Below are 24815 nucleotides of genomic sequence, written 5' to 3' on the forward strand. Positions count from 1 at the left end.
GCCCCACCCAGAGGGTGAATGCGGCTACGCCACATTCACCCTCTGTCCGGGCGGGGCTGCCTCCAGCCACGCGAGGAATCCGGTCAGCGCGTCTTCGCTCATGGCGAGTTCCAGGCGCGTGCCCCGGTGCGTACAGGCCAGCACCACCGCGTCGGACAGCAGCGCCAGCTCCTCCTCGCCCTCGGGCAGCCGGCGGCCGGCCACCTCGATCTGGCCGCGTTCCAGGACGCGGCGGGGGCGGGGGGCGTAGGAGAAGACCCGGTACCACTCGATGCGGTCGCCGTTGTAGCGGGTGACGCCGTAGGACCAGCCCTTGCCGCCCGTGTCCGGCTTCTCGGGCAGGTCCCAGCGCAGCGAACAGTCGAAGGTGCCGCCGGAACGCTGGATCAGCCTCCGGCGCAGCCCGAACAGGAACAGTCCCACCACCACGAGCGCGACCGCGATCCCGCACACAGTCAGAGCGAGGACCATCGGCACCGACCTCCTCGTCTCCTAGGTAGAACTGCTTCTACGACTGAGTAATGAAACGGAAAAAACACCCACATCTGCCTCAGCCGCGACCGGCACCGGATTGCTCCGGGCCGGCCGCGGCTGAGTGACGTCAACGTACAGCGCGGCTGGTTCAGCGCGCCGTCGCAGCGCGCAGTCGGACGTCCGCGCGGCGCTCGGCGACGGCGTCGCCCTCCGCCTTCGCACGCTCCAGTTCCCGCTCCGTGCGCTGGACATCGATCTCGTCCGACAGCTCGGCGATCTCGGCCAGCAGGGACAGCTTGTTGTCCGCGAACGAGATGAAACCGCCGTGCACCGCGGCGACGACCGTTCCACCTTCACTCGTACGGATGGTCACCGGGCCCGACTCCAGCACACCGAGCAGCGGCTGGTGACCGGGCATGACGCCGATGTCGCCGGACGTGGTGCGCGCGACGACCAGGGTGGCCTCGCCGGACCAGACCTGGCGGTCGGCGGCGACCAGCTCGACGTGCAGCTCAGCAGCCAAGAGTGGCTCCTCGGGTCACCACCCGGCAGGGGCGCCGGGTGTTGGGGTCAATTCTAGTGGGCGTGGATGAGGGGGCGGGACGCACCCCGCCCCCTCACGACTCAGACGAGTGCCGGAGTCAGGAGACGCCCAGCTCCTTCGCGTTCTTCTTCAGGTCCTCGAGACCACCGCACATGAAGAACGCCTGCTCGGGGAAGTGGTCGTACTCGCCGTCGCAGATCGCGTTGAACGCGGCGATCGACTCGTCGAGCGGCACGTCCGAGCCGTCCACGCCGGTGAACTGCTTGGCGACGTGGGTGTTCTGGGACAGGAAGCGCTCCACACGACGGGCACGGTGGACGACGAGCTTGTCCTCCTCGCCGAGCTCGTCGATACCGAGGATCGCGATGATGTCCTGGAGGTCCTTGTACTTCTGCAGGATCGTCTTCACGCGCATGGCCGCGTTGTAGTGGTCCTGCGTGATGTAGCGCGGGTCCAGGATCCGGGACGTGGAGTCCAGCGGGTCCACGGCCGGGTAGATGCCCTTCTCGGAGATCGGACGGGACAGAACCGTCGTCGCGTCGAGGTGGGCGAAGGTGGTGGCCGGGGCCGGGTCGGTCAGGTCGTCGGCGGGGACGTAGATCGCCTGCATCGAGGTGATCGAGTGACCGCGGGTCGAGGTGATGCGCTCCTGGAGGAGGCCCATCTCGTCGGCCAGGTTCGGCTGGTAACCCACCGCGGACGGCATACGGCCGAGCAGCGTGGAGACCTCGGAACCGGCCTGCGTGAAGCGGAAGATGTTGTCGATGAAGAACAGCACGTCCTGCTTCTGGACGTCACGGAAGTACTCGGCCATGGTCAGGCCGGCCAGCGCGACGCGCAGACGGGTGCCCGGGGGCTCGTCCATCTGACCGAAGACCAGCGCGGTCTTGTCGATGACGCCCGAGTCGGACATCTCCTCGATCAGGTCGTTGCCCTCACGGGTGCGCTCACCGACACCGGCGAACACGGAGACACCGTCGTGGTTGTTGGCGACACGGTAGATCATCTCCTGGATGAGCACCGTCTTGCCGACGCCGGCGCCGCCGAACAGACCGATCTTGCCGCCCTTGACGTACGGGGTCAGCAGGTCGATGACCTTGACGCCGGTCTCGAACATCTCGGTCTTCGACTCGAGCTCGTCGAAGTTCGGGGCCTTGCGGTGGATGGACCAGCGCTCGCCCTCGTACTGCTCGTCGACGTTCAGCACCTCACCGAGGGTGTTGAACACCTTGCCCTTGGTGAAGTCACCGACCGGGACGGTGATGCCGTCGCCGGTGTCGACGACCGGGGCCTGGCGGACCAGACCGTCGGTCGGCTGCATGGAGATCGTGCGGACCAGGCCGTCACCCAGGTGCTGGGCGACCTCCAGGGTCAGCGTCTTCTTCTCGCCCGCGTTGGCCGGGTCGGCGACCTCGACGTGGAGGGCGTTGTAGATGTCCGGCATCGCGTCGACGGGGAACTCCACGTCGACGACCGGGCCGATGACCCGGGCGACGCGGCCCGTAGCCGTCGCGGTCTCAACAGTGGTGGTCATTTATCGGTCACTCCCCGCGGTCGCGTCGGCCAGGGCGCTGGCGCCACCGACGATCTCGCTGATTTCCTGGGTGATTTCGGCCTGGCGGGCCGCGTTGGCAAGACGGGAGAGCGTGTTGATCAGCTCGCCCGCGTTGTCGGTGGCCGACTTCATCGCGCGCCGCGTGGCGGCGTGCTTCGAAGCGGCCGACTGGAGCAGCGCGTTGTAGATGCGGCTCTCCACGTAGCGCGGCAGCAGGGCATCGAGGACGTCCTCCGCCGAGGGCTCGAAGTCGTACAGCGGGAGGATCTCGCCCTTCGGGTGAGCCTCCTCGGCGACCTCTTCGAGGCGCAGCGGCAGCAGCCGGGCGTCGAGCGCCGTCTGCGTCATCATCGAGACGAACTCGGTGAAGACGATGTGGAGTTCGTCCACACCACCCTCGGCCGTGTCCTTCTCGATGGCCTCGATCAGCGGCGCCGCCACCTTCTTGGCGTCCGCGTACGTCGGCTCGTCGGTGAAGCCGCTCCACGACTCCGCGATCTTGCGCTCACGGAAGTTGTAGTGGGCCACACCGCGCCGGCCGACGATGTACGTGTCGACCTGCTTGCCCTCGCGCTCCAGGCGCTCGGTCAGCTGCTCCGCGGCCTTGATGGCGTTGGAGTTGAAGGCGCCGGCCAGACCGCGGTCGCTCGTGAGGAGCAGGACCGCGGCACGGCTCGGGTTCTCCGCCTCCGTGGTGAGCGGGTGCTTGGTGTTCGAACCCGTACCGACCGCCGTGACCGCGCGCGTGAGCTCCTGCGCGTACGGCGTGGAGGCCGCCACCTTGCGCTGCGCCTTGACGACACGCGAGGCGGCGATCATCTCCATCGCCTTGGTGATCTTCTTGGTCGCGCTGACGGATCGGATGCGACGCTTGTAGACCCGGAGCTGGGCTCCCATGAGTCAGGTCCTTCCTTACGTCACTTGGCGGCAGCGGCAGGAACGTCCTCGCCGAGCAGCTTGCCGTCGCTCGTCTCGAACTGCTTCTTGAACTCCGCCACGGCGTCGTCGATCGCCTGGATCGTGTCGTCCGACATCTTGGCGCCCTCCTTGATGGAGGTCATCAGGCCCTGGTGCTTCCGGTGCAGGAAGTCCAGCAGCTCCCGCTCGAAGCGGCGGATGTCGGCGACCGGCACGTCGTCCATGCGGCCGTTGGTGCCGGCCCACACGGAGACGACCTGGTCCTCGGTGGCCATCGGCTGGTACTGGTCCTGCTTCAGCAGCTCGACCATGCGCTGGCCGCGCTCCAGCTGGGCCTTCGAGGCCGCGTCCAGGTCGGAACCGAAGGCGGCGAACGCCTCCAGCTCACGGAACTGGGCGAGGTCCACGCGGAGGCGGCCGGAGACCTGGCGCATCGCCTTGTGCTGCGCGGAACCACCGACTCGGGAGACGGAGATACCGACGTTCAGCGCGGGACGCTGACCCGCGTTGAACAGGTCCGACTCCAGGAAGCACTGGCCGTCGGTGATGGAGATGACGTTGGTCGGGATGAACGCCGAGACGTCGTTGGCCTTGGTCTCGACGATCGGCAGACCGGTCATCGAACCGGCACCCATGTCGTCGGAGAGCTTGGCGCAGCGCTCCAGCAGCCGGGAGTGCAGGTAGAAGACGTCACCCGGGTAGGCCTCACGGCCCGGCGGGCGGCGCAGCAGCAGGGATACGGCGCGGTAGGCGTCGGCCTGCTTCGACAGGTCGTCGAAGATGATCAGGACGTGCTTGCCCTGGTACATCCAGTGCTGGCCGATGGCCGAACCGGTGTACGGCGCCAGGTACTTGAAGCCGGCCGGGTCGGACGCCGGGGCGGCGACGATGGTCGTGTACTCCAGCGCGCCGTTCTCCTCCAGCGCGCGGCGCACGCCGGCGATGGTGGAGCCCTTCTGGCCGATGGCGACGTAGATGCAGCGGACCTGCTTCTTCGGGTCGCCCGTGCGCCAGTTGTCGCGCTGGTTGATGATCGTGTCGACGGCCAGGGCGGTCTTGCCCGTCTGGCGGTCACCGATGATCAGCTGACGCTGACCACGGCCGATCGGGGTCATCGCGTCGACGGCCTTGTAGCCGGTCTCCATCGGCTCGTGCACCGACTTGCGCTGCATGACCGTGGGGGCCTGCAGCTCAAGGGCGCGGCGGCCGTCGGTCTCGATCTCGCCGAGGCCGTCGATCGGGTTGCCGAGCGGGTCGACGACACGGCCGAGGTAGCCCTCGCCGACCGCGACGGAGAGGACCTCACCGGTGCGCGTGACCGGCTGACCCTCCTCGATGCCGCTGAACTCGCCCAGGACGACCGCACCGATCTCGCGCTCTTCCAGGTTCAGCGCGAGACCGAGGGAGCCATCCTCGAACTTCAGCAGCTCGTTCGCCATGGCCGAGGGCAGACCCTCGATCTTGGCGATACCGTCGCCGGCGACGGTGACCGTACCGACCTCCTCGCGCGAGGCCGCGTCCGGCTTGTACGACTGGACGAAGTTCTCCAGCGCGTCCCGGATCTCCTCCGGCCGGATCGTGAGCTCCGCCATCTGGGTTCCCTGCTCTCCTTGTTGGGCCCGAAGTTTCACTTTGGGGGTCTGGGGGCGACCCCCAGGAATCCTCTGCACGGCCCAACCAGGGCCGTAAGTACGTACTGCTTTTCTCGAGATATCGAGTTGCTGCTAGCTCGCCATGCGGCGGGCGGCCTCGTCCAGCCGGTCCGCGATGGAGCCGTTGATGACCTCGTCACCGACCTGCACCCGGATCCCGCCGACGACCTCGGGGTCGACGTCGAGGTTGAGGTGCATCCGACGCCCGTAGAGCTTGGTCAGGGCGGCGCCGAGGCGCTCGCGCTGCCCGTCGCTCAGCGGCACCGCCGAGGTGACGACGGCGACCATGCGGTTCCGGCGATCGGCGGCGAGCTTGGACAGGGACTCCAGTCCCGTCTCCAGGCTACGTCCACGCGGCGCGGTCGCGAGGCGCGTCACCAGCCGCTCGGTGGCCGGCTTGGCCCGCCCGCCCAGGAGCCGGTGCAGCAGCTCGGTCTTGGCCGAGGTGCCGGCGGCACGGTCGGTGAGCGCGGCGCGCAGTTCGGTGCTGGAGGAGACGATCCGGCCGAACCGGAACAGCTCGTCCTCGACGTCGTCGAGGGTGCCCGTCTTCTCCGCGGCCGTAAGGTCGGCGATGTTCGCCAGCTCCTCCAGCGCGTCCACCAGGTCGCGGGGCTGCGACCAGCGGGACCGGGCCAGCCCGGACACCAGGTCGGCGGCGGTGCCGCTGACCTGGCCGCCGATCAGGCGCTGGACAAGCTGCGCCTTCGCCTCCCCGGGCTGCGCCGGGTCGGTGAGGACCCGGCGCAGGCCGGCCTCGCGGTCGAGCAGCGCGGTGACGGCCGCCAGCTCCTCCGCGAGCTTCGCGGCGTCGACGGACGTGGAGTCCGTCAGCGCGTCGAGACGCTCACGTGCGGCTGCCAGGGCCTCGCGGCTCGCTCCGTTCATCGCGCGGCCTCGGCCTTCTCCTCAAGCTCGTCGAGGAAGCGGTCGATCACACGGCTCTGACGGGCGTGGTCCTCGAGGGACTCGCCGACGAGCTTGCCGGCCAGTTCGGTGGCGAGCTTGCCGACGTCCTGACGCAGCGCGGACGCGGCGGCCTTGCGGTCGGCCTCGATCTGGGCGTGGCCGGCGGTGACGATCTCCTCGCGCTGCCGCTGGCCCTCGGCCCGCATCTCGGCGATGAGCGCGGCACCCTGCTCCTGCGCCTCCTGGCGCAGGCGCGCGGCCTCGTGCCGGGCCTCGGCGAGCTGGGCCTTGTACTGCTCAAGGACGCTCTGGGCCTCGACCTTCATGGCGTCGGCCTCTTCGATGCCGCCTTCGATCGCCGCGCGACGCTCCTCCAGAACCCTGTTGATGTTCGGAAGCAGCTTCTTCCAGAAGAAGAAGAACACGATGGCGAAGGCGATGGTGCCGACGAGCAGCTCAGGACCAGCCGGGACGAGCGGGTTCTGCTCCGTCTCCTCGGCCGCCAGCTGTACCAGGTTGGCGATCACATCAGTGCCTTTCGTCGATTCGTGTCAGGTAAGGGGTGATTACTTACCGAACACGAACGGCATAACGATGCCGATGAGGGCGAGCGCCTCACAGAAGGCGAAGCCCAGGATCTGGTTGGCGCGGATCAGACCCGCGGCCTCGGGCTGGCGGGCCAGGGCCTGGGTGCCGTTACCGAAGATGATGCCGACGCCGATGCCGGGGCCGATGGCCGCGAGGCCGTAGCCGATGGAACCGAGGGAACCGGAGACGCCGGCGGCGAGGTCGATGGCAGCGGACATGCCGTTTCTTCCTTCTCTTTTACGGACCGGTGGGGGTTGGCCACCGGACGACTGGGGGGATGGGCGGGTGGTTCGGCTCAGTGGTGCTCGGCGAGAGCGCCCTGAATGTAGGAGCAGGCCAGCAGTACGAAGACGTACGCCTGGACGGCCTGCACGAAAAGCTCGAAGAGGATCATGGCGACGGTCATCAGGAACGACACACCGGCGCCCACGACCAGCCAGCTGTTCAGCAGGTACCAGGAGGCCACGGTGAACATGACCAGCATCAGGTGACCGGCGAACATGTTGGCGAACAGTCGCACCGCGTGCGTGAACGGGCGGACCAGCAGGTTCGAGAAGAACTCGATGACCATGACGAGCGGCAGCACGGCGCCGAGCGACTTGTCGTAGCCCGTGACGTTCTTGAAGAAGCCGACGAAGCCGTGCTTCTTGAAGGTGAGCGCCACCCAGGTGATGTAGACGATCGCGGCCAGCACCATCGGGAAGGCGATCACCGAGGACACCGGGAACTGGGCCAGCGGGATCACGGACCAGATGTTCATGATCCAGATGAAGAAGAAGAGGGAGACCATGAACGGCACCCACTTCTCACCCTCGCGCTTGCCGAGGGTCTCGTACACGATGCCGCGGCGGACGAAGTCGTAGCCGGCCTCGCCGATCATCTGGAGCTTGCCCGGGACGACCTTGGCCTTGCCGAAGGCTGCCGAGAAGAACAGAACGACCAGCAGCGAGGTGACGAGCGCGAGCAGCATCACCTTGTTGAACTCGAAGCCCCCCACCGTGGCGAGCGGCTTGAACAGGAAGGAGTGCAGGCCCGGAGCCGGGAAGCCACACCCGTTGTCGGACATGATCCGACAACTCCAGTCGAAGGCGAGCTGGGTCTGGTCAGCACTCACCGCGGGCTCCTTCGGCGTGACGCATGGGTTCGGCAACCTCGTTGTGTCGGCGCGGCACACGGCCGCGGATCGGCACCGGACTGGTGTTACGGATGTGGGGGCGGCTGGGGGGCATCGAGCCTCGCGATCGAGCAGGCGTCAGCTCGGATGCCCGCGCCCGCGATGCCGCAGTTGGCACCGGACGATAGCAGGAGATCTCACAAGCCTTTATCCCGCCCCTACCCCTCACGGCTTCGGCCCTGTCTTCTCGGGCTTCTCACTCTTCGCGGAGTCCGGGTCGATGTAGAAGATCTTGGCCTTCATGTGCGCGCGTGCCTGCGCGGCCATCCACACGACGGTCGCGACGACGAGCGACACGGCGAACGTCTTCGCGTTGAAGAGGGAGGTGTCCTTGAAGACAGCGACGAAGATCAGGAGGAGCAGCAGCTGGGCGACGTAGAGCAGCAGCCCCATCGCCTGGAAGAGCTGCGGGAGCGTTTTTGCCGTCCACTGGAGCACGTAGAGGCCGAGTCCCATGAACAGGATGGCCAGCACCGTGCCGACGACCGCGCCGAGCGCGCCCTTGCCCCCCGCGACCGCGGCGCTCACGGCGACAGCGATCACGCCGGCAGCCGCTGTGGGCACAGCGATCTGCGCAAGGTTCCGGACGTCATTGGACGGCATGGCGGCAACTCCGCTTTTCACAGGGGGCAGGGTGTCGTCATGGACGAGCGTAGTCCCGGGCTGAGTGATCGAGACCTCACACCAATGGACCGTCGCACTCGGGTCCTTCGGTTCTATCCGGGGTTCTCGTGAACCGTATCACAAACTATTTGATGAGGTCTTTACCTGGTGGGTGTGCTCGCTGTCACACATGAGAGTGACAGTGCGCGTCTGTGCAAAAACCGCGCCCACTTGTCTGGTATTAGGGGCCTTTGCTCCCCCACGAGTTGGCAATGCTCTAGTCAGATTCTTACCTTGGCCGTCAACGGCGATCGAGGAATCGTGACCTGGCGCTGACCGCCGTCGCCCCGTTTACGCCCGAGACACCGGCCGTGACCGGGGTCCGCTCCTCGCCTCCCGGAGCCTCCGCTTCCGTGGCGGTGGCGGCCTCCGCCGCCGCGGTGGCCTCGGGAGCCCGGCGCCGCCTGCGGTACCGCGGCGGCACGAACCGCTGGGCCCACACCGGCACGCGCGGGGTGAACCGCGGGAGCAGCAGCAGGACCAGACCGATCGCGCTGAGGAAGACCACGCCCAGCACGATCCACATCGACGCCGAGTTGACCGAGTACGCCAGCGCCCCGAAGCCGATCAGCGCCGACCAGAAGTACATGATCAGCACGGCCCGGCTGTGCGAGTGGCCGATCTCCAGCAGGCGGTGGTGCAGATGACCGCGGTCGGCGGCGAACGGCGACTGACCGCGCCAGGTGCGGCGCACGATGGCCAGCACCAGGTCGGCGGCCGGTACGGCGATGATCGTCAGCGGCAGCAGCAGCGGGATGTACACCGGGACCGTCTGGTGGACCGCCGCCTTCTCCGAGCCCGCGTACAGGTTCAGCGCGTCGGGGTCCACCTGACCGGTGATCGAGATGGCCCCGGCCGACAGCACCAGGCCGATGAGCATCGACCCCGAGTCGCCCATGAAGATCCGCGCGGGGTGCATGTTGTGCGGCAGGAAGCCCAGGCACATGCCCATGAGGATCGCCGCGAACAGCGTGCCGGGGGCGGCGGCCTCGATGCCGTACGAGTACCAGATCCGGTAGGCGTACAGGAAGAACGCGCCCGCCGCGATGCACACCATGCCGGCCGCGAGCCCGTCCAGGCCGTCCACGAAGTTGACCGCGTTGATCGTGATGACCACCAGGGCGACCGTCAGGAGCGTGCCCTGCCACTGGGTCAGGGCGACGTTGCCGACACCCGGGATGGGCAGCCACAGGATCGTCAGACCCTGCATGACCATCACGCCCGCGGCGATCATCTGACCGCCCAGCTTGATCAGCGCGTCGATCTCGAACTTGTCGTCCAGGACGCCGATCAGCCAGATCAGGGCCGCGCCCGAGAGCAGCGCCCGCGGCTCGTTGGACTTCGCGAAGACCTCGTTGAGGTTCGTCAGGTGGTCCGCCACCAGCAGGCCCGCGCACAGTCCGAAGAACATCGCGATACCGCCGAGGCGCGGAGTGGGTTCCCGGTGCACGTCCCGGGCCCGGATCTCCGGCATCGCCCCGGCCACGATCGCGAACTTCCGTACCGGCCCCGTCAGGAGGTACGTCACCGCAGCCGTGACGCAGAGCGTCAGCAGGTATTCACGCACGGGCTTCCCCACAGGTCTCGCTGGCCATCACAGCCCCACACCCTAGCGACGGACGCATATGGATGAGGACTTCCGGGTATCGACGATGGTTGCACGAGTGGCTGTGCACCCCCGTCGGCTACCCCGGTTCAGCCGGGATACGGCGGGAACTGGCCGGTGAGCGCGCGTGCCTCCTCCCGTGCCGCGGCCGGCTCCGTCTCTCCGCGCAGCACCGCCGCCAGCAGCGCCGCGATCCGCACCATCTCCGGCTCGCCCATGCCCTGGGTGGTCACCGCGGCCGTGCCCAGGCGCAGCCCGCGTCCGTCGCCGTGCGGCAGCGCGCAGCAGTCCAGCACCAGACCGGCCGCCAGCAGCCGGCCGCGCGCGGTACGGCCGTCCACACCGAGCGGGGCGGGGTCCGCGGTGATCAGGTGGGTGTCCGTGCCGCCGGTCGTGACGACCAGGCCCTCCGCGGCCAGGTGACCGGCCAGCACGCGCGCGTTGGCGACGACCTGATGGGCGTACACGGTGAACGCCGGGGTCGCCGCCTCGCCGAACGCGACGGCCTTGGCGGCGATCGTGTGCATCTGGGCGCCGCTCTGGGTGAAGGGGAAGACGGCCCGGTCCACGCGCTCGGCCAGCTCGGCCCCGCACAGGATCATCCCGCCGCGCGGGCCGCGCAGCACCTTGTGCGTGGTCGCGCACACGATGTCCGCGTACGGCACCGGGTTGGGCGCCGCTCCCCCGGCGACCAGGCCGATCGGGTGCGCCGCGTCGGCGATCAGATAGGCCCCGACCTCGTCGGCGACCTCGCGGAAGAAGGCGTAGTCCAGGTGCCGGGGGTAGGCGATGGAGCCGCACACGATCGCCTTGGGCCGGTGGTTGCGGGCGAGGTGGCGCACCTGGTCGTGGTCGATCAGTCCGCTCTCGGCGTCGACGCCGTAGCCGACGAAGTCGAACCAGCGGCCGGAGAAGTTCGCCGGGGAGCCGTGGGTGAGGTGACCGCCGTAGGGCAGGCCGAGGGCGAGGACGGTGTCGCCGGGGCGCAGCAGGGCCGCGTAGGCGGCCAGGACGGCCGAGGAGCCGGAGTGGGACTGTACGTTGGCGTGCTCGGCGCCGAACAGCTCCTTGGCCCGGTCGATGGCCGCGCGTTCGGCGACGTCGACCAGCTCGCAGCCGCCGTGGTGCCGGGCGCCGGGGTAGCCCTCGGCGTACTTGTTGGCGAGCGCGGAGCCGAGGGCGGCGAGCACGGCCGGCGAGCAGAAGTTCTCGGCGGCGATGAGCTGCAGCGTGGTCGACTGCCTCTCCAGCTCGGCCAGGAGGATCTCGGCCATCGCCGGGTCCTGCCGGCGCAAGACGTCGGTCTCTAGGGAATGGGTGACCGACATGGCGGGCTCCCGGGGCGGTCGACGGTGACGTATCCCCAATGTAGGCCGGGGACGTGCGGGGCGCCCGGTATCGCCGCGCGCCCTACGCCCGTGCCGGTACCCCGGTCAGCGCCGTCACCACCGGGTCCAGGGCGTCCCGTATCTCGTCGCCGATCGACCGGAAGAAGGTGAGCGGGGCGCCGTACGGGTCGTACACCTCGTCCGCCTCGGCGGTCGGGGCGAGCAGCCAGCCGCGCAGCGCCGCCGCCGCGCGCACCAGCGCGCGGGCCCGCATGACCACGCCGTCCTCCAGCGGCGGCAGGGTGGCCGGATCTATCGCCCGGACCAGGCGGGTGAACTCCTTCAGGGTGAAGGTGCGCAGGCCCGCCGAATGGCCCATGGAGATGACCTGGGCGCGGTGGTCACGGGTGGCGGTCAGCACCAGATCGGCCATGATCACGTGCTCGTCCAGCAGCTCCCGGCCGACGAAGCCGGAGGCGTCCGCCCCGAACTCCGCCAGCACGGTCTCCGCGTGGGCCTCCATGGGCGCGCCCTCGTGGCCCCAGGTGCCGGCGCTCTCCACGATCAGTCCGCCGCCGAGTACGCCGAGCCGCTCCGCGACGAAGTGGCGGGTCAGCCGCTCGGTGATGGGCGAGCGGCACACGTTGCCGGTGCTGACGTGGAGGATGCGGAAGGTGTCGCGGGGGAACCCGAACGTCGTCGTCTCCTCCGCGCTGTAGCCCCCGCCGCCTATGCCACGCCCCGCTTCAGGGGCCGTCAATTCGCCACCTCAAGGTCGGGTACGACCTTGCGCAGCTCCTCCGCGGAGAGCGCGCCCGCGCGCAGCAGCACCGGGACCTCGCGGGAGACGTCCACGATGGACGACGGCACGTTGCCCGGGGTGGGGCCGCCGTCGAGGTAGACGGAGACGGAGTCGCCGAGCATCTCCTGTGCGGCGTCGCAGTCCTCCGGTGCCGGGTGGCCCGTCAGGTTGGCGGAGGAGACCGCCATCGGGCCGACCTCGGTGAGCAGTTCGATGGCGACCGGGTGCAGCGGCATGCGGACGGCGACCGTGCCGCGGGTGTCGCCCAGGTCCCACTGGAGGGACGGCTGGTGCTTGGCGACGAGCGTCAGGGCGCCCGGCCAGAACGCGTCGACCAGCTCCCAGGCCAGCTCGGAGAAGTCCGTGACGAGGCCGTGCAGGGTGTTCGGGGAGCCGATGAGGACAGGGGTGGGCATGTTGCGGCCCCGGCCCTTGGCGGCGAGCAGGTCGGCGACGGCCTCCGAGGAGAACGCGTCGGCGCCGATGCCGTACACCGTGTCGGTCGGCAGGACCACCAGCTCGCCCCGGCGGACGGCGGACGCGGCCTCGCGCAGACCCGTCACGCGGTCGGTCGCGTCGTTGGTGTCGTATCGCCGTGCCATGTCTAGCTGGCCTCCTCGTACACGTACTGCGGGGTTGAGAACTGGGGGGTGCTCACGGCAGCGCCTTGCGAGCGGTGGCGAACCGCGGGCGGTTGTTGAGGTCGGGGTGATCGGCCGCGTCGGCCCAGCCCCGCTCCTCGGTGAAGATCCACGGCACCTGGCCGCCCTGGGTGTCGGCGTGCTCGATCACGACGACCCCGCCCGGGCGCAGCAGCCGGTGCGCGGTGCGTTCGATGCCCCGGATGAGGTCGAGGCCGTCCTCGCCGGAGAACAGCGCCATCTCCGGGTCGTAGTCACGGGCCTCCGGGGCGACGTACTCCCACTCGGTGAGCGGGATGTACGGCGGGTTGGAGATGACCAGGTCGACCTGGCCGTCGAGGTCCGGGAAGGCGGTCAGCGCGTCGCCCTGGCGCAGGTCGACTCGGGAGCCGGCCATGTTCTTGCGGGTCCACACCAGGGCGTCCTCGGACAGCTCCACGGCGTGCACGCGCGAGCGCGGGACCTCCTGGGCGAGGGCGAGCGCGATGGCGCCGGAGCCGGTGCACAGGTCGACGATGCAGGGCTCGACCACGTCCATGGCACGCACGGCGTCTATGGCCCAGCCGACCACCGACTCGGTCTCCGGCCGGGGCACGAACACCCCCGGCCCGACCTGGAGCTCCAGGTACCGGAAGTAGGCACGCCCGGTGATGTGCTGCAGCGGCTCGCGCTGCTCGCGCCGGGCGATGACCTCCCAGTAGCGGGCGTCGAAGTCGGCGTCCTTCACGGAGTGCAGTTCGCCGCGCTTCACGCCGTGCACGAACGCGGCGAGCTCCTCCGCGTCGGTGCGCGGCGAGGGCACGCCGGCGTCGGCCAGCCGCTGGGTGGCCTGGGCCACCTCCGCGAGCAGCAGGTTCACGCGAGTCCTCCGTGTCGTACTCGTGCTCGTGCGTGCGTACGGCTCTCAGGCGGCGGCGAGCTTCGCCGCCGAGTCGGCGTCGACACAGGCCTGGATCACGGCGTCGAGGTCGCCGTCCAGGACCTGGTCCAGGTTGTACGCCTTGAAGCCGACGCGGTGGTCCGAGATGCGGTTCTCCGGGAAGTTGTAGGTGCGGATCTTCTCGGAGCGGTCGACGGTGCGGACCTGGCTGCGGCGGGCGTCGGCGGCCTCCCTCTCCGCCTCCTCCTGCGCCATGGCGAGCAGCCTGGAGCGCAGGATACGCATCGCCTGCTCCTTGTTCTGCAACTGGCTCTTCTCGTTCTGGCAGGAGGCGACGACTCCGGTCGGGATGTGCGTGATGCGCACGGCGGAGTCGGTGGTGTTGACGGACTGGCCGCCCGGGCCGGAGGACCGGTAGACGTCGATGCGGAGGTCGTTGGGGTTGATCTCCACGTCCACCTCCTCGGCCTCGGGGGTCACGAGGACACCGGCGGCGGAGGTGTGGATACGGCCCTGGGACTCGGTGGCCGGGACCCGCTGCACGCGGTGCACCCCGCCCTCGTACTTCAGCCGGGCCCACACGCCCTGGCCGGGCTCGATCTGCCCGCGGGCCTTCACCGCGACCTGGACGTCCTTGTAGCCGCCCAGCTCGGACTCGGTGGCGTCGATGATCTCGGTCTTCCAGCCGACGCGCTCGGCGTAGCGCAGGTACATGCGCAGCAGGTCGCCCGCGAACAGCGCCGACTCGTCGCCGCCGGCGCCCGCCTTGATCTCCAGGATGACGTCCTTGTCGTCGCTGGGGTCGCGCGGGACGAGCAGCAGGCGCAGCTTCTCGGTCAGCTCCTCGCGCTGCTTCTCCAGATCCTTGACCTCGGCGGCGAAGTCGGGGTCGTCGGCCGCGAACTCGCGCGCGGTCTCGACGTCGTCACCGGTCTGCTTCCAGGAGCGGTACGTGGCGACGATCGGGGTCAGCTCGGCGTAGCGCTTGTTCAGCTTGCGCGCGTTCCCCTGGTCGGCGTGGACCGACGGATCGGCGAGCTTCTTCTCCAGATCGGCGTGCTCGGCGACGAGTTCCTCGACGGCCTCGAACATCTTGGGCTCCTGTACTGCGGTGAAGGGAAGGGCGGGCGACCAAAAACGCCGGTCCCGGGCACACCCCCGTGAGGGCGTGACCGTGGACCGGCGAAATGGGGCTCGCTACTTCTTGGAGCCGGCGGCAGCCTTGCCGAAGCGGGCCTCGAAGCGGGCCACACGGCCACCGGTGTCGAGGATCTTCTGCTTGCCCGTGTAGAACGGGTGGCACTCGGAGCAGACCTCGGCCCGGATGGTGCCGGACTCGATGGTGCTGCGGGTGGTGAACGACGCGCCGCAGGTGCAGCTGACCTGCGTCTCGACGTACGCGGGGTGGATGTCGCGCTTCAAGGTGTCTCCTATGTTCCGGGAGGGCGCCGGGTCGCTGCCGCGGGATGCGGAGGCGTGAACCGGAGCCGACGTACCAGTCTGCCAGGACTGGTGCCTTCTTCCCAAACCGGGGGTGCGGTTGTTCTATTCCGGCTCGGGTGAGCGGTGGGTTCGCCCAGGGGGAGCCGCTTGATCACCGTGCGCGGCCGGGGGTCGCCGTGGGTCGTTCGCGCGGTTCTGCGCGCCCCTAGCCGGCGCTGACGACGCCCTTCGCCTCACCCGTGGCCGTGCCTTCCGTGGCCGACTTCGGAATGGGGCGGTCGTTCTTCAGGGCGTTCCAGACCAGTTGGGCCTTGGTCTTCGCCAGGAGGACGCGGTTGGGGTTGGCCGGGTCGTACTGGACCGGCATCGTCACCATCTTCATGTGGGACGAGCTGATGCCCTTCAGGCCGCCGGCGAAGTCGATCAGGGAGTTGACCGAGCCGAGGTCGGAGTCGGTGGTGACGGCCTTGGTGGCGGTGTCGGCGAGGTCGTACAGCTTCTTCGGGTTCGTGAGGACGCCGACGTGCTTGACCTGGTCGATGAGGGCCTTGATGAAGGCCTGCTGGAGCTGGATGCGGCCCAGGTCGGACCCGTCGCCCACGCCGTGCCGGGTGCGGACCAGACCGAGGGCCTGCTCGCCGTTCAAGGTGTGGGTGCCGGCCTTGAGCTTCAGGTGGCTCTGCTGGTCGTCGATGTCCTTGGTGGTCGTGACCTGGACCCCGCCGAGGTCGTCGATGAGCTTCTGGAAGCCCTCGAAGTCGACCTCCAGGTAGTGGTCCATGCGGATGCCGGTGATGGACTCGACGGTCTTGACAGCGCAGGCCGCGCCACCGGTGGAGTACGCCTCGTTGAACATCACGCCGGACGCGGCGGGGTGGGCGGTGCCCTTGGTGTCGGTGCACCGGGGGCGGTCCACCAGGGTGTCCCGGGGGATGGAGACCACGCTGGCCCGCTTGTGGCCCTCGTACACGTGGACGATCATCGCCGTGTCGGAGCGGGCGCTGCCGTCGTCCGCGCCGCCGCCGAGCTTCTTGTTCTTGCCGGAGCGGGTGTCCGAGCCGAGGACCAGGATGTTCTCGGAGCCGTTGTCGATCTTCGAGGGCCGGTCGGTGCCGAGGGCCTGGTTGATGTCGACGCTGTGGAGGTTGCCGTTGAGCTTGAAGTACAGGTACCCGGCGCCGGATCCGCCCAGCACCACCACGCCGGCCGCCGTCCAGGCGGTCGCGCGCAGCACCTTGCGTCCCGTGCTGGGCGCCTTGCGGCGGCGGCCCTTGCCCCGGCGGCGCGAGGTCGTGCCCGGCTCGGTTATGGCGGGCTGAGGCGTACTCTCGGCGACCACTTCGCTCCTAGGTCTCGTCAGGTCGGTTACCCCCTGAGGTCAGGGTCAGGCGCGGTCGTCACCGCTCCATCGTCGCTCCGCCCGGTCAGACGGAGAAACCCGGGAAAGGGTTGCACAACGCACAGTGCCCACCGCGTACGGCGACGAGCACGCTGCGTAGTCGCTTCGGTCCGGAAGCACGGCGCTCACCTGCGGATTCGGCGCCGGAGATCGCACGCCTGGAAGCCGGTGCCCATCGGGACCCTTGTGGCAAAGATCTCGCTTGCGGCCTTTGCGGTGCCCTTGTGCGGGTACAGGGCTCCAGCGCAAAAGGCCCGCCCCCGTCACTGTGGACGGGGGCGGGCCTGTGTTTCTGTTCCGTGGAACGAACCGTCAGTCGCCGTTGCCGGGCGCCGGCGTCGTCTTCTGGATCTGCATCAGGAACTCGACGTTCGACTTGGTCTGCTTCATCTTGTCGAGAAGCAGCTCGATCGCCTGCTGCTGGTCCAGCGCGTGCAGGACACGGCGGAGCTTCCAGACGACGGCCAGCTCCTCGTTGCCGAGCAGGATCTCTTCCTTACGGGTGCCGGACGCGTCGACGTCCACCGCGGGGAAGATGCGCTTGTCGGCGAGCTTCCGGTCGAGCTTCAGCTCCATGTTGCCGGTGCCCTTGAACTCCTCGAAGATCACCTCGTCCATGCGGGACCCGGTGTCCACGAGAGCCGTGGCCAGGATGGTCAGCGAGCCGCCGTCCTCGATGTTGCGCGCCGCACCGAAGAACCGCTTCGGCGGGTAGAGCGCGGTCGAGTCGACACCACCGGACAGGATGCGGCCGGAGGCGGGCGCCGCCAGGTTGTAGGCACGGCCCAGACGCGTGATCGAGTCGAGCAGCACGACCACGTCGTGGCCCAGCTCGACCAGTCGCTTGGCGCGCTCGATCGCGAGCTCGGCGACCGTGGTGTGGTCCTCGGCCGGACGGTCGAAGGTCGAGGAGATGACCTCGCCCTTGACCGACCGCTGCATGTCGGTGACCTCTTCCGGACGCTCGTCGACCAGGACGACCATCAGGTGGCACTCGGGGTTGTTGTGCGTGATCGCGTTGGCGATCGCCTGCATGATCATGGTCTTACCGGTCTTCGGCGGGGCCACGATCAGACCGCGCTGGCCCTTACCGATCGGCGAGACCAGGTCGATGATGCGGGTGGTGAGCACACCCGGGTCGGTCTCCAGACGGAGCCGGTCCTGCGGGTAGAGCGGGGTCAGCTTGTTGAACTCCGGGCGGCCACGGCCGTGTTCGGGCGCCATGCCGTTGACGGAGTCCAGCCGGACCAGCGCGTTGAACTTCTCGCGGCGCTCGCCCTCCTTCGGCTGGCGGACCGCACCGGTGACGTGGTCACCCTTGCGCAGGCCGTTCTTGCGGACCTGGGCGAGGGAGACGTACACGTCGTTCGGACCGGGCAGGTAGCCGGAGGTCCGGATGAAGGCGTAGTTGTCGAGGATGTCCAGGATGCCCGCGACGGGGATCAGGACGTCGTCCTCGGCGAGCTGCGGCTCGGCGATCTCGTCGCGGCCGCGGCGGCCCCGGCGGTCGCGGTAGCGGCCGCGACGGCCGCGCCGGCCGCCCTCGAAGTCGTCGTCGTCCTGCGGACCGGTGTTGCGGTCCTGACGGCCGCCGCCCTGCTGCTGGCCCTGCTGCTGACGGTCCTGGCGGTCCTGACGGCCGCCGCCCTGGCCCTGCTGGTCGTCGCCCTTGTTGCGGCGGTCACGGTCGCGGTCACGATCCCGGCCGCGCTCGCGGCGGTCACGGCGGCCACGGCCCTCGCCGTCGGCGTCGGCCTTGGCGTCGCCCTGCGGCTGCGCGGGCGTCTCGGCCTTGGGCTCGTTCTTGGCCTCGGCGGCGACGGTCTCCGTGCCGTTCGCGGCCGGGCTGCCCGCCTCGGCGGTGGCCCGGCGGCGACGGCGCTCGTTCGGGGCGTCGTCGGAGGCCGGCTGGCCGGGGATCTCGATCTGCTGCTGGGCCACGGCCTTCTCGGCGGCGGCCTCGGTCTTGGCCTCCGCCTTCTTCGCCGCGCTCTCGCCGCTCTCGGCGGACTCGCCGGTGCGGGCCTTGGAGGTGGCCCGGCGCTTCGGCTTGGTCTCGGCGGCGTCGGCCTTGGCGGCGGGGGCACCCCCGGCGGCCTGCGCCTCCTTGATGACCTCGATCAGCTGGCTCTTGCGCATCCGCGCGGTGCCCCTGATCCCGAGGCCCGAGGCAACCTGCTGCAGCTCGGCCAGCACCATGCCCTCGAGGCCGGTACCGCGGCGCCGCCGGGAGCCGGCACCGGTGGCAGGCGCGGAGGCGTCCGTGGCGGGCGCGGCAGCGGTCTCCTCGACACGTGCGCCCATCAGATCGGTGGTGTCGCTCACGAAGGGTCCTTCCCTGGAGCGGACGTCGGCCTGTCTGGCTCGGCGACCGGTTGTGCTGTCCGGCTACGGTCCTGTCTTCTGTGAACCGTGCCGGGGCGGTGGTCCGCCAAAGCGGCGGAAGAAATGTGCGTGATGGCGCTTCCGCGAGCCGTGGCACCCAGTGTCACGTGGCGTGGTAGCACCGATTCCGAAGCGTGCCCGGCGGCCCGCTCAGTGCCCGCATACGACGTACTGCCCAGGTACGGCGCAAGGAACACGGAGTGGCGCGGGAGGCTCCCGGAAGAATGTCTGTCCCGGACGGGGACACGAGGCACCTCGCCATGGTGGGGTCGGGTGCAGACTTGAGATTAACACTACCGGATCCAACAAACATTCCCCCTCTCCAAATCCGGCAACCGTGTGTCAGGTCGCAAGCGGCAGCACGCTCGCTCCCTGGACGTCCAGGTCCAGCCGGTTGGCGGCCCAGCCCTCACCCGCGAGGTGGGACACCTTGTCGGCGCTGTCGGCGTCGGCGAGCGCCATGACGGTGGGCCCGGCGCCCGAGATCACGGCCGGAATGCCGTCGGCGCGCAGCCGCTCCACCAGCGCGGCGCTCTCCGGCATGGCCGGCGCGCGGTACTCCTGGTGCAGGCGGTCCTCGGTGGCGGGCAGCAGCAGCTCGGGGCGCCTGGTCAGGGCCTCGACGAGCAGGGCGGCGCGGCCCGCGTTGACGGCGGCGTCGACGTGCGGCACGGAGCGCGGGAGCAGACCGCGCGCGGTCTCGGTCAGGACCGGCTTCCCGGGCACGAAAACCACCGGAACGATGGAATGGTGCGGCTCCATCCTGATGGCCCGGGCGGCACCGGCCTCCATCCAGGACAGAGTGAAACCGCCGAGCAGACAGGCGGCCACGTTGTCCGGGTGGCCCTCGATCTCGGTGGCCAGCTCCAGCAGCGCCGCGTCGTCCAGGCGGGCCTCGCCGCCTATGGTCACCGCGCGGGCGGCGACGATGCCGGCGCAGATGGCGGCGGAGGAGGAGCCGAGGCCGCGGCCGTGCGGGATGCGGTTGGCGCAGACGATCTCCAGGCCGCGGGGCTGTCCGCCCAGCAGGTCGAAGGCGGTGCGCAGGGAGCGGACGAGGAGGTGGTTCTCGTCCCGCGGCAGGGTCTCGCTGCCCTCTCCCGCGATGTCGATGTGCAGCCCGGAGTCGGCCACCCGGACGACCACGTCGTCGTACAGCCCCAGCCCGAGGCCCAGGGCGTCGAAGCCCGGACCGAGGTTGGCGCTGGTGGCGGGAACGCGCACCCGGACGGCGGCGGCGCGGAACGCTGGACCGGCCATCGCTCGTTGACTCTCCTTGAGCTGCGTGACTGTCGAAGACATTCGATACGTACGGAAGACCCCCAGGCCGCGCAGCCGGCGCGGCTCGCCCATCTGCGAGGGCATGTGCAACGGGCGGGGTTGAGTACAGACTATCGAAGGAAGGTTCTGTGGCGACATAGGGCGCACAGGAGGCGCACGATGCGTGTCGTAAGCCCCCTGTGCACCCTGTCAGGGATGACCCGGACCCGGAGCGCTCGGAACCGGCGCTCGGGGTCGGGAGCCGGTGCGCTCCGGCTCGGGCACCTCGGCGCTCCGGCTCGGGCACCGGGGTGCTTTGGCTCCGGCACCGGGGCTCTGAACCTCCGGCGCCGGCTCCCGCTCCGGCTCCTGCCCCGGGCGCTCAGGCCAGGCCGAGGCGCTCGGCCGCGGTGGCCGCGTCGACCGGGACGGTGACCGGCTGCGGGGCACCGGCGACGGCCCAGTCGGGGTCCTTCAGACCGTTGCCGGTGACGGTGCACACGATGCGCTGGCCCGGGTCCACCTTGCCCTGCTCGGCGGCCTTGAGCAGACCGGCCACGGAGGCGGCGGAGGCGGGCTCCACGAAGACGCCCTCCTGCGCGGCCAACAGACGGTAGGCGCGCAGGATCTCACGGTCCGTCACCTCGTCGATGGCACCGCCGGACTCGTCCCGCGCGGCCAGGGCGTAACTCCAGGACGCGGGGTTGCCGATGCGGATGGCGGTGGCGATGGTCGACGGGTCCTTGACGACCTCACCGCGCACGATCGGGGCACTGCCGGACGCCTGGAAACCCCACATACGGGGGGTCCTGCCGGCGATGCCGTCGGCGGCGTACTCCTTGTAACCCTTCCAGTAGGCCGTGATGTTGCCCGCGTTGCCGACCGGGAGGACGTGGATGTCGGGCGCGTCGCCGAGCATGTCCACGATCTCGAAGGCAGCCGTCTTCTGGCCCTCGATGCGCACCGGGTTGACCGAATTCACCAGCGCCACGGGGTAGTTCTCGCTCAGTGCGCGCGCCAGGGTGAGGCAGTCGTCGAAGTTGCCGTCGACCTGGAGGATCTTCGCGCCGTGCACGAGGGCCTGGCCCATCTTGCCGAGGGCGATCTTCCCCTGCGGCACGAGCACGGCGGAGACCATGCCGGCCCGCACGGCGTACGCGGCGGCGGAGGCGGACGTGTTGCCCGTGGAGGCGCAGATGACGGCCTTCGCCCCCTCCTCCTTGGCCTTGCTGATGGCCATGGTCATGCCGCGGTCCTTGAAGGACCCGGTGGGGTTGGCCCCCTCCACCTTCAGGTGGACCTCACAGCCCGTGCGCTCGGAGAGCACCTGCGCGGGCACGAGGGGCGTGCCGCCCTCACGGAGCGTCACGACCGGCGTGGTGTCGGAGACCGGCAGCCTGTCCCGGTACTCCTCGATGATTCCGCGCCACTGGTGGGTCATTGCTGGTTACTCTCCTTCAACCCGCATGATGCTGGCGACACCCCGCACGGTGTCGAGCTTGCGCAGTGCCTCGACGGTCCCGGAGAGGGAGGCGTCGGAGGCCCGGTGGGTGACGACGACGAGGGAGGCCTCGCCGTCCTTGCCCTGCTGCCGAACCGTGTCGATCGACACGCCGTGCTCGGCGAAGACGGTGGCGACCTGGGCGAGCACGCCCGGTTTGTCGGCCACGTCGAGGCTGATGTGGTACCGGGTGACGACCTCGCCCATCGGGGAGACGGTCAGGTCGGCGTACGCCGACTCGCCCGGCCCGGTGGCGCCGTTCAGCCGGTTGCGGCAGACGGCGACCAGGTCGCCGAGCACGGCCGAGGCGGTGGGCGAACCACCGGCGCCCGGACCGTAGAACATGAGCTGGCCGGCGGCGTCGCTCTCCACGAAAACGGCGTTGTACGCGCCGCGCACGGAGGCGAGCGGGTGGCTGAGCGGGATCATCGCGGGGTGCACGCGCGCGGTGACGGACGTACCGTCCGCGGACCGCTCGCAGATGGCGAGCAGCTTGATGGTGCAGCCCATCTCCTTGGCGGAGCGGAAGTCGGCGGCGGTGACCTCGGTCATGCCCTCGCGGTAGACGTCGTCGAGGCGCACGCGCGTGTGGAAGGCGATCCCGGCGAGGATGGCGGCCTTGGCGGCGGCGTCGAAGCCTTCGACGTCGGCGGTCGGGTCCGCCTCGGCGTACCCCAGGGCGGTGGCCTCGTCCAGGGCCTCCTGGTACCCGGCGCCGGTCGAGTCCATCTTGTCGAGGATGAAGTTGGTGGTGCCGTTGACGATGCCGAGCACGCGGTTGACCTTGTCACCGGCGAGGGACTCGCGCAGCGGCCGGATCAGCGGGATGGCACCGGCGACGGCGGCCTCGTAGTAGAGGTCGCGGCCGTGCTCCTCGGCGGCGGCGTGCAGGGCGGCCCCGTCCTGGGCGAGCAGGGCCTTGTTGGCGGAGACGACGGAGGCACCGTGCTCGAAGGCGGTGGTGATGAGGGACCGGGCGGGCTCGATCCCGCCGATCACCTCGACCACGACGTCGATGTCCCCGCGTTTGACGAGGGCGGTGGCGTCGGTGGTGACGAGGGAGGGGTCGATGCCCTCACGCACCTTGGCGGGCCGCCGTACGGCCACGCCCGCGAGCTCCACGGGCGCCCCGATCCTCGCGGCGAGGTCGTCGGCGTGCGTCGTCATGATGCGCGCCACCTCTGAGCCGACCACTCCACAGCCCAGCAGCGCCACCTTCAGCGGACGCGTACGCATCATCCGACCTCGTTTCCTCTTACCGTCTACGGTTGGACCAGTCTCACTCACCGGACGGGAGTTTCTACCCTTCGTCCGGATCGTGAGACATCTATTTCATTTGTACGGGACCGCGGGACCGCAGATCTTCCGGCCCCTCCCACGGGGCGGCCGTCCGGGTCACCCGACGTCGAGACGCAGGAGGTCCTCCTCCGTCTCCCGGCGGACGATCACCCGCGCCTCGCCGTCCCGTACGGCGACGACGGGCGGCCGGAGCACGTGGTTGTAGTTGCTGGCCATGGACCGGCAGTACGCGCCCGTGGCCGGTACGGCGATCAGGTCGCCCGGCGCCAGGTCCGAGGGCAGGAACGCGTCCTTGACCACGATGTCCCCGCTCTCGCAGTGCTTGCCGACGACACGGGCGAGCATCGGCTCGGCGTCGGACGCGCGGGACACGAGGGCGACGCTGTACTCGGCGTCGTACAGAGCGGTCCGGATGTTGTCCGACATGCCGCCGTCGACGGAGACGTACGTGCGCAGCCCGTCGAGCGGCTTGACCGTGCCGACCTCGTAGAGCGTGAAGGCGGTGGGGCCGACGATGGCGCGCCCGGGCTCGACGGAGATCCGGGGCGTGCGCAGCCGGGCGGCCTCGCACTCACGCGTGACGATCTCGGTGAGCGCCTTGGCGATCTCGTGCGGCTCCCGAGGGTCGTCGTCACTGGTGTAGGCGATGCCGAGCCCGCCGCCCAGGTCGATCTCCGGCAGCTCCACGCCGTGCTCGTCCCGGATGTCCTTGAGCAGCCCTACGACACGGTGGGCGGCGACCTCGAAGCCCGACATGTCGAAGATCTGCGACCCGATGTGGGAGTGGATGCCGATCAGCTCCAGCCCGTCGAGCTGCAGGGCCCGCCGTACGGCCTCGGCGGCCTGCCCCCCGGCGAGCGGGATCCCGAACTTCTGGTCCTCGTGGGCGGTGGCGATGAACTCGTGGGTGTGCGCCTCCACCCCCACGGTGATCCGGATCTGAACCTTCTGCCGCTTGCCGAGCGACTGCGCGACATGGGCGACCCGCACGATCTCCTGGAAGGAGTCGAGCACGATCCGCCCGACACCGGCCTCGACGGCCCGGGTGATCTCCGCGACGGACTTGTTGTTGCCGTGGAAGGCGATGCGCTCGGCGGGCATCCCGGCGGACAGCGCGGTGGCCAGCTCGCCACCGGAGCAGACGTCCAGATTGAGGCCCTCCTCGTCCAGCCACCGCACGACGGCCCGGGAGAGGAAGGCCTTCCCGGCGTAGAAGACATCGGCGTCCGGTCCGAACGCGGTACGCCAAGCGCGCGCCCGGGACCGGAAATCGGCCTCGTCGAGCACATAGGCGGGAGTGCCGAACTCCTCGGCGAGCCGGCTGACGGGGATTCCGCAGACGGTGACCACGCCGTCGTCGCCGCGCGAGACGGTCTGGGCCCACACCTTCTGGTCCAGGGCGTTGAGGTCGGCGGGCGGCGCGGAGTAGTGCCCCTCGGGCAGGACGTCGGCGTGACGGGGCCCGGCGGGATGGGCGGAACGGCTCATGACGTGACTCTCAGACTCTCTGTCTCTCTCCGGGGCACATCTGCTCGCGCGCCTCAGAGGTGTTCGGGTGCGTCGATGCCGAGCAGGGACAGGCCGCCGGCCAGCACCGTCCCGGCAGCTTCGGCGAGGGCCAGCCGGGCACGGTGGGCGGCCGAGGGTTTCTCCTCGCCGACAGGAAGCACGGAAGGCAACAGAGGCAGCACGGCATCGGCGACGGTGACGAGATGCCGGGCAAGCCGGTCCGGGGCACGACGGGTGGCGGCCACGGCGAGGATGCGGGGGTGGGCGGCTAGGGGGGTCAGGAGG

24 protein-coding genes are annotated in these 24815 nt (G+C 69.7%); all 24 read right to left on the reverse strand.

What is annotated here, in order from left to right; genetic code table 11:
• Positions 1 to 24: 24 nt before the first annotated feature.
• A complete protein-coding gene (locus tag OO52_RS40220) occupies positions 25 to 471 on the reverse strand; it encodes a DUF2550 domain-containing protein (RefSeq protein ID WP_030656118.1) in 447 nt (148 codons plus the stop codon).
• A gap of 151 nt (positions 472 to 622) precedes the next feature.
• On the reverse strand, positions 623 to 997 hold the full coding sequence (locus OO52_RS40225) for a F0F1 ATP synthase subunit epsilon (RefSeq protein WP_014675015.1): 375 nt from the start codon (positions 995 to 997) through the stop codon (positions 623 to 625).
• Positions 998 to 1115: 118 nt separating this feature from the next.
• Positions 1116 to 2552, reverse strand: a complete 1437-nt coding sequence (gene atpD / locus OO52_RS40230; protein ID WP_030656116.1) for a F0F1 ATP synthase subunit beta — start codon at positions 2550 to 2552, stop codon at positions 1116 to 1118.
• The gene (locus OO52_RS40235) at positions 2553 to 3470 is read right to left on the reverse strand and encodes a F0F1 ATP synthase subunit gamma (protein WP_030656114.1); all 918 of its coding nucleotides are present in this window, start codon (positions 3468 to 3470) and stop codon (positions 2553 to 2555) included.
• 20 nt (positions 3471 to 3490) lie between these two features.
• On the reverse strand, positions 3491 to 5083 hold the full coding sequence (gene atpA / locus OO52_RS40240; protein WP_030656112.1) for a F0F1 ATP synthase subunit alpha: 1593 nt from the start codon (positions 5081 to 5083) through the stop codon (positions 3491 to 3493).
• Positions 5084 to 5215: 132 nt separating this feature from the next.
• Complete coding sequence (locus OO52_RS40245) at positions 5216 to 6031, reverse strand: F0F1 ATP synthase subunit delta (protein ID WP_030656111.1); 816 nt, start codon at positions 6029 to 6031, stop codon at positions 5216 to 5218.
• Positions 6028 to 6579: a F0F1 ATP synthase subunit B gene (locus tag OO52_RS40250; RefSeq protein ID WP_030656109.1), complete on the reverse strand. Its 552-nt coding sequence runs from the start codon at positions 6577 to 6579 to the stop codon at positions 6028 to 6030. The genes OO52_RS40245 and OO52_RS40250 overlap by 4 nt, the downstream gene beginning before the upstream one ends.
• Before the next feature lie 39 nt (positions 6580 to 6618).
• Complete coding sequence (gene atpE / locus OO52_RS40255) at positions 6619 to 6858, reverse strand: ATP synthase F0 subunit C (protein WP_030656107.1); 240 nt, start codon at positions 6856 to 6858, stop codon at positions 6619 to 6621.
• A 77-nt stretch (positions 6859 to 6935) separates the two neighbouring features.
• Positions 6936 to 7706: a F0F1 ATP synthase subunit A gene (atpB, locus tag OO52_RS40260; RefSeq protein WP_030656105.1), complete on the reverse strand. Its 771-nt coding sequence runs from the start codon at positions 7704 to 7706 to the stop codon at positions 6936 to 6938.
• A gap of 273 nt (positions 7707 to 7979) precedes the next feature.
• Positions 7980 to 8417: a hypothetical protein gene (locus tag OO52_RS40265; protein ID WP_030656103.1), complete on the reverse strand. Its 438-nt coding sequence runs from the start codon at positions 8415 to 8417 to the stop codon at positions 7980 to 7982.
• Between the two features lie 301 nt (positions 8418 to 8718).
• Positions 8719 to 10044, reverse strand: coding sequence for an MraY family glycosyltransferase (locus OO52_RS40270; RefSeq protein WP_030656101.1), 1326 nt, complete (start codon positions 10042 to 10044; stop codon positions 8719 to 8721).
• Between the two features lie 128 nt (positions 10045 to 10172).
• The gene (glyA, locus tag OO52_RS40275; protein WP_030656099.1) at positions 10173 to 11411 is read right to left on the reverse strand and encodes a serine hydroxymethyltransferase; all 1239 of its coding nucleotides are present in this window, start codon (positions 11409 to 11411) and stop codon (positions 10173 to 10175) included.
• A gap of 82 nt (positions 11412 to 11493) precedes the next feature.
• The gene (locus OO52_RS40280) at positions 11494 to 12171 is read right to left on the reverse strand and encodes a low molecular weight phosphatase family protein (RefSeq protein ID WP_030656097.1); all 678 of its coding nucleotides are present in this window, start codon (positions 12169 to 12171) and stop codon (positions 11494 to 11496) included.
• Complete coding sequence (locus OO52_RS40285; protein ID WP_014675003.1) at positions 12168 to 12815, reverse strand: L-threonylcarbamoyladenylate synthase; 648 nt, start codon at positions 12813 to 12815, stop codon at positions 12168 to 12170. The genes OO52_RS40280 and OO52_RS40285 overlap by 4 nt, the downstream gene beginning before the upstream one ends.
• A gap of 52 nt (positions 12816 to 12867) precedes the next feature.
• Positions 12868 to 13713: a peptide chain release factor N(5)-glutamine methyltransferase gene (gene prmC / locus OO52_RS40290; protein WP_030656095.1), complete on the reverse strand. Its 846-nt coding sequence runs from the start codon at positions 13711 to 13713 to the stop codon at positions 12868 to 12870.
• Between the two features lie 45 nt (positions 13714 to 13758).
• A complete protein-coding gene (gene prfA / locus OO52_RS40295) occupies positions 13759 to 14826 on the reverse strand; it encodes a peptide chain release factor 1 (RefSeq protein WP_030656093.1) in 1068 nt (355 codons plus the stop codon).
• A gap of 105 nt (positions 14827 to 14931) precedes the next feature.
• Complete coding sequence (gene rpmE, locus OO52_RS40300) at positions 14932 to 15156, reverse strand: 50S ribosomal protein L31 (protein WP_014675000.1); 225 nt, start codon at positions 15154 to 15156, stop codon at positions 14932 to 14934.
• A 226-nt stretch (positions 15157 to 15382) separates the two neighbouring features.
• Positions 15383 to 16516: an LCP family protein gene (locus OO52_RS40305; RefSeq protein ID WP_030656091.1), complete on the reverse strand. Its 1134-nt coding sequence runs from the start codon at positions 16514 to 16516 to the stop codon at positions 15383 to 15385.
• A 372-nt stretch (positions 16517 to 16888) separates the two neighbouring features.
• The gene (gene rho, locus OO52_RS40310; RefSeq protein ID WP_030656089.1) at positions 16889 to 18901 is read right to left on the reverse strand and encodes a transcription termination factor Rho; all 2013 of its coding nucleotides are present in this window, start codon (positions 18899 to 18901) and stop codon (positions 16889 to 16891) included.
• A gap of 402 nt (positions 18902 to 19303) precedes the next feature.
• Positions 19304 to 20221 (reverse strand): homoserine kinase, encoded by a 918-nt coding sequence (gene thrB, locus OO52_RS40315; protein WP_030656087.1) that lies wholly within the window; start codon positions 20219 to 20221, stop codon positions 19304 to 19306.
• A 382-nt stretch (positions 20222 to 20603) separates the two neighbouring features.
• The gene (thrC, locus tag OO52_RS50265) at positions 20604 to 21662 is read right to left on the reverse strand and encodes a threonine synthase (RefSeq protein WP_030656085.1); all 1059 of its coding nucleotides are present in this window, start codon (positions 21660 to 21662) and stop codon (positions 20604 to 20606) included.
• 6 nt (positions 21663 to 21668) lie between these two features.
• A complete protein-coding gene (locus OO52_RS50270; RefSeq protein ID WP_030656083.1) occupies positions 21669 to 22958 on the reverse strand; it encodes a homoserine dehydrogenase in 1290 nt (429 codons plus the stop codon).
• A 159-nt stretch (positions 22959 to 23117) separates the two neighbouring features.
• On the reverse strand, positions 23118 to 24509 hold the full coding sequence (gene lysA, locus OO52_RS40330; protein ID WP_030656081.1) for a diaminopimelate decarboxylase: 1392 nt from the start codon (positions 24507 to 24509) through the stop codon (positions 23118 to 23120).
• A 53-nt stretch (positions 24510 to 24562) separates the two neighbouring features.
• Positions 24563 to 24815: DALR anticodon-binding domain-containing protein (locus OO52_RS40335; protein ID WP_031100746.1), on the reverse strand; the 253-nt coding region annotated here is incomplete at its 5' end.

The organism is Streptomyces flaveolus (assembly GCF_000716535.1).
Lineage (GTDB): Bacteria > Actinomycetota > Actinomycetes > Streptomycetales > Streptomycetaceae > Streptomyces > Streptomyces flaveolus_A.

Coding starts and splice junctions, on each gene's coding strand:
- OO52_RS40220 (WP_030656118.1), bottom strand. CDS start 471: ATGGTCCTCGCTCTGACTGTGTGCGGGATCGCGGTCGCGCTCGTGGTG.
- atpD (WP_030656116.1), bottom strand. CDS start 2,552: ATGACCACCACTGTTGAGACCGCGACGGCTACGGGCCGCGTCGCCCGG.
- OO52_RS40235 (WP_030656114.1), bottom strand. CDS start 3,470: ATGGGAGCCCAGCTCCGGGTCTACAAGCGTCGCATCCGATCCGTCAGC.
- atpA (WP_030656112.1), bottom strand. CDS start 5,083: ATGGCGGAGCTCACGATCCGGCCGGAGGAGATCCGGGACGCGCTGGAG.
- OO52_RS40245 (WP_030656111.1), bottom strand. CDS start 6,031: ATGAACGGAGCGAGCCGCGAGGCCCTGGCAGCCGCACGTGAGCGTCTC.
- atpE (WP_030656107.1), bottom strand. CDS start 6,858: ATGTCCGCTGCCATCGACCTCGCCGCCGGCGTCTCCGGTTCCCTCGGT.
- atpB (WP_030656105.1), bottom strand. CDS start 7,706: ATGTCCGACAACGGGTGTGGCTTCCCGGCTCCGGGCCTGCACTCCTTC.
- OO52_RS40265 (WP_030656103.1), bottom strand. CDS start 8,417: ATGCCGTCCAATGACGTCCGGAACCTTGCGCAGATCGCTGTGCCCACA.
- glyA (WP_030656099.1), bottom strand. CDS start 11,411: ATGTCGGTCACCCATTCCCTAGAGACCGACGTCTTGCGCCGGCAGGAC.
- OO52_RS40285 (WP_014675003.1), bottom strand. CDS start 12,815: ATGGCACGGCGATACGACACCAACGACGCGACCGACCGCGTGACGGGT.
- prfA (WP_030656093.1), bottom strand. CDS start 14,826: ATGTTCGAGGCCGTCGAGGAACTCGTCGCCGAGCACGCCGATCTGGAG.
- thrB (WP_030656087.1), bottom strand. CDS start 20,221: ATGGCCGGTCCAGCGTTCCGCGCCGCCGCCGTCCGGGTGCGCGTTCCC.
- thrC (WP_030656085.1), bottom strand. CDS start 21,662: ATGACCCACCAGTGGCGCGGAATCATCGAGGAGTACCGGGACAGGCTG.
- OO52_RS50270 (WP_030656083.1), bottom strand. CDS start 22,958: ATGCGTACGCGTCCGCTGAAGGTGGCGCTGCTGGGCTGTGGAGTGGTC.
- lysA (WP_030656081.1), bottom strand. CDS start 24,509: ATGAGCCGTTCCGCCCATCCCGCCGGGCCCCGTCACGCCGACGTCCTG.